The sequence below is a fragment of the Lacticaseibacillus sp. 22 genome, assembly GCF_055413445.1.
Genome location: NZ_JBVAYD010000054.1, coordinates 1 through 3899, shown reverse-complemented (window position 1 = coordinate 3899; position 3899 = coordinate 1). Strand labels below are relative to the sequence as shown.

Below are 3899 nucleotides of genomic sequence, written 5' to 3'. Positions count from 1 at the left end.
AATAAGTGGGATATAAACCACCTGAGCCAGCTAGCTGGAGGACTAAGACGATTGAAACCAGCCATGTTCCGAAACCGCCAAGGAGCAATCGGAGACAGAAGATCAAGGACAGGAACAACCAGGATCCGAGAAGAATGGCGATGAAGAATAGGCCATGATCGCTGACGTGCAAATGATTACCAGCCAATAAGGAAATATCAAGCAATCCTGCCTGTAATAAGCCAACGGTGCCAATCACCGAAGCTTTGCTGGCCCACCAACTTAGTGCATGACGTGGCTTACGATGCGGCAGGAAGCCTTCGTACATGGTGCCCAGCGCGATTCCGCCGACATAGAGGCCGATAGCGATGGCAAAAGGCGCCATGCCGGTTCCGTTGTTGGGGATTTTGGCGACATCCGACGTGACTTCACGCACAGGCGCGGCTAAAGCAGCAGCGTTAGTCGCTTCGGTTTGGATACTTGCCAACTTCTGACTGCCGATTGTCAGTTGGTTGGCTAAGGTTTGGCTGCCGTTTTGTAACTGTTGCGAGCCAGCTGCGAGTGCGGTGGCGGCAGTTGTTAATTGGGTGACGCCGGTATTGAGGGAAGCCACTGCTTGATTCGTCTGTCCCTGACTTTTGGTTGCTTGCTGAAGCCCGGTTGCGAGGCGGTTTAGGCCAGTGCTAAGTTGTGCGGTGCCGGTTGTGAGTTGTTGAGCGCCGGTGGTCAACGTTTGGCCGCCGGCAGCCGCCTTGGTCATGCCGGTATCGGCCTGATGTAGTGCCGTTAGCACAATGCCAGCATATAATTTGGTAACTTGACTCGCCACTTTTGATTTGATGGCAGTCGCAGCGCCTGTGGTCATTTTAGAGACAATGAAGTTCTGACCGGAATTGAACCGAAAGTAAAGCGGCATGGTTTCTGGGGTGGTCGTTAGTAGGGTGGTTGCCTTTTTGGAAAAGTTACGCGGGATGGTCAACACCATGTAATAGGTGCCCCGGTGCAGCCGGTTGGTCGCAGTGGAAGCAGAAACATGATGAAAATCTAGCGCGGTTGATTTGGTCAAATTGGCGGTTAACTGCTGGCCAATCGCAATCTTTTTTCCGTGGTAAGTAACAGGCCGATCATGATCAACGATGGCGACCGGTAACTGATCCATCTTGCCATAGGTATCCCACATGGACGAAAGATAGATAAAACAATAGATGGCTGGGATGAGCGCAATTGCCACCAGGACAACGACCATCATTTTGTGTTTCATGAGATAATGCCATTCACTTCTTAGCATGGTAAGACCGCCTTTCAAATTGACACTCTGTTCATTCACGATCATAGTGGCCTTAAGGCGGTCAGACAAGAAACAATCTGAGCCATCTGTTCAGTCTCTGAACGCACTTTTAACCGGCAGCATGCGGAAAAAGCGCTGATGATCGCCGCTTAAATGGGTGAACAGTTTGGCACGATTTGTCAATTGCTTCGGGGTAAAAATTGTTGTTCAATGAGAATGGTAATTAACAGTATGTTCATGGAGGTTGACGCGATGGCTAGTAGTACGAAAATGCTTGAAACAGAAATGAAAATTCAGCAGGCGTTTATGACGCTGATGCATCAGGAAGGATTTAGCAAGTTAAGCGTGCAACAATTAGCCAAGTTGGCCGGTATCAGTCGTGGCACCTTTTATCTGCACTATTTCGATAAGTATGATTTATTGGCGCATTATGAAGATGAAATGATCGGACATGTGAAAAGCATTTTTGCCTATTTTCCCAAACCGCTTCAAGCTAAACACGCAGCAAACCCGTTACCCGAGCGCGATGCTTTCTTTCAGTTGTTCAAGTATTTGTATCGCCAACGGGATCTGGCCGTTTTACTGTTGAATGAAAATCAAACGCAACTAACCGCGAAAGTGAAGCAATTGGTTGTTGAGTTGTTGCGGCAAGGCGGTAGTGAGTTAGTTGCTGATGATCGTGATGTGCCCAGCGATTATGCTCAGGAGATTGTCAGTCAAGGGGTTGTGGATTTAATTGTTTACTGGCTCAATCAAACGCCGGTTCGCTCACCGGAATCGGTTTACAGCATCTTTCGCACCACACGCCACCTAACGCCTGAACAGTTAACAGCTCGGATATAAAGAGGACGCAAAAAACCGCCGCAGAATAGCGACGGTTAATCAAGCGTAGCGGTTTGGCACTATTTGTGTAGAAACTGATGAAACGCGGTCATGACAGCCTCAGGCGCATCGATCATCAAATTATGACCGGCGTTTGGGATTACGGTTGTGGTCATGTGTGCGCCTTTATGGGCAAAGACCACTTGATCCTGATAGCCAACTTCATTGTCATTTTCACCTAACACAAGCGTAACTGGTGACTTAATCAGGCTGCTTAAGCGTGATTCAATTGGCAGACGATAAGCATGGCGGTTCTTCATGGCAACCCAGAAATCGCGGTTAAAAGTTTTAAGCCCTGGCAAGATAAGTTTCTGATATTGTCGCCAGGTTGAAGGATTGATAACAACATTCATGTGTTGATAGTCGGTAAATTCCGGTGACTGACTGGTCACTGGCGCACTAATAAGATGCTTTAGTGGCGCAACCGTACGTGCTGTTTTCTCCGCGAGTACAACCGGAGCGGTTAAAAAAGCACCGGAAAACTCGGTAGGAAATCGGGCAAGCAGGCCTAATGCTAGATAGCCACCGTAAGAATGGCCGACAAGATAACATGGCCCTTCGCCGGTCGCCTGAATGAAAGCATGAACCTGTGCCAACACATCATCAGCGGATTGCAATGCTGACGTGGCCGGTGAAATTCCCATTCCCGGTAAATCCGGATAGAGGCGGGCAAAATGCCGCTCTTCGCTGGTCAAACGTGGCTCATAAAAAGCTGCCATGCTGTGTCCGTCTAACCCCATGCCATGTAAAAAGTAGATGGTTTTCCCAACCCCAATTTTGTTGTAGTGAAGGCCTATTTTAGTTGGCATCGTTTAGAGCTCCTTAGTGATTAGTTATCATTGCTGGGGATGAACGGTTGAATCAGGTTGGCCAGTGCCTCGATGTTCCGGGTTTGAATATAGACGGTCCCGGAACCAGTGAACCGATTGACTAAACCTTCACCGGTAGTAAAACCGATGACACCACTAGCCGGCTGGATGCTGTAATCTAGCTGGCTGTCCCAGGCGACAACATGACTGTTATCCACGACATATTCATGGCTGCCATCAAGTTCGATCGGAATGATGTCGCCATAAGCCGAAACCAGCATCGTACCGGTGCCATCCGTTTCCATGATGAAGAATCCGCCAGTCCCTCCAAATAAGGCACCGCCGACTTTTTGGCTGACCATGTGATAACTAACGGACGTGTCCATTGCCAAAAACGCACCGGTATTCAGGCGATATTGATGATTGGCATCGAGCGTCAATTCTTTGATAACGCCGGGGTTGCCAGGCGCAATCGCCAATTCGGCATTAGCCGCCTTACCAGTTGCCGTTGTGATAAAAAAGCTCTCGCCACTGGTCATGGAGCGTCCAATCGCACTCATTAGGCCGCCGAGTCCGCGTTTGCCATTGCTATTCATGTGGCCGCTTAGTTCAACCAAACCATTGTGATAGATCATGGAGCCAGATTCGATCTGGATCGTTTCATCTTGTTGTAGCGCAATCTGCACAACCGGAAACGTATTGTTGGCCGAGATGGTATAGTTCATCATTAAAGCCCCTTTCTTGATTGTCTTCATTGTAGCGTATTCCATTGCCAAAATGCGTCCATTTTCCTCTGAAAAAGTGAGTTAGTGACTTGCCGGTAACGTGATGGCAGCTAATTGTAGTGGACCTAAATGGTAAATTCGTCCTTTTAAAAAATCAGTTTCATTCCGGTTGACAAACCGTCCGTTAACCAGTAATCTTTAACTAATCTATTTCTT

General features: G+C 48.3%; 4 protein-coding genes. 1 reads left to right on the top strand and 3 read right to left on the bottom strand.

The window, feature by feature from the left end; genetic code table 11:
• Positions 1–1267: YhgE/Pip family protein (locus tag ACWP87_RS13620; RefSeq protein ID WP_064521665.1), on the bottom strand; the 1267-nt coding region annotated here is incomplete at its 3' end.
• A gap of 252 nt (positions 1268–1519) precedes the next feature.
• On the opposite strand from ACWP87_RS13620, the gene ACWP87_RS13615 reads away from it, so the two are divergent.
• Positions 1520–2110: a TetR/AcrR family transcriptional regulator gene (locus ACWP87_RS13615; protein ID WP_014569947.1), complete on the top strand. Its 591-nt coding sequence runs from the start codon at positions 1520–1522 to the stop codon at positions 2108–2110.
• Positions 2111–2169: 59 nt separating this feature from the next.
• Here ACWP87_RS13615 and ACWP87_RS13610 read toward each other — a convergent pair whose 3' ends face one another.
• Both ACWP87_RS13610 and ACWP87_RS13605 read right to left on the bottom strand, forming a co-directional pair.
• Positions 2170–2958, bottom strand: coding sequence for an alpha/beta fold hydrolase (locus ACWP87_RS13610; protein ID WP_014569946.1), 789 nt, complete (start codon positions 2956–2958; stop codon positions 2170–2172).
• Between the two features lie 20 nt (positions 2959–2978).
• Positions 2979–3683, bottom strand: a complete 705-nt coding sequence (locus ACWP87_RS13605; RefSeq protein WP_029944126.1) for a TIGR00266 family protein — start codon at positions 3681–3683, stop codon at positions 2979–2981.
• Positions 3684–3899: the final 216 nt, after the last annotated feature.

Coding starts and splice junctions, on each gene's coding strand:
- ACWP87_RS13615 (WP_014569947.1), top strand. CDS start 1,520: ATGGCTAGTAGTACGAAAATGCTTGAAACAGAAATGAAAATTCAGCAG.
- ACWP87_RS13610 (WP_014569946.1), bottom strand. CDS start 2,958: ATGCCAACTAAAATAGGCCTTCACTACAACAAAATTGGGGTTGGGAAA.
- ACWP87_RS13605 (WP_029944126.1), bottom strand. CDS start 3,683: ATGAACTATACCATCTCGGCCAACAATACGTTTCCGGTTGTGCAGATT.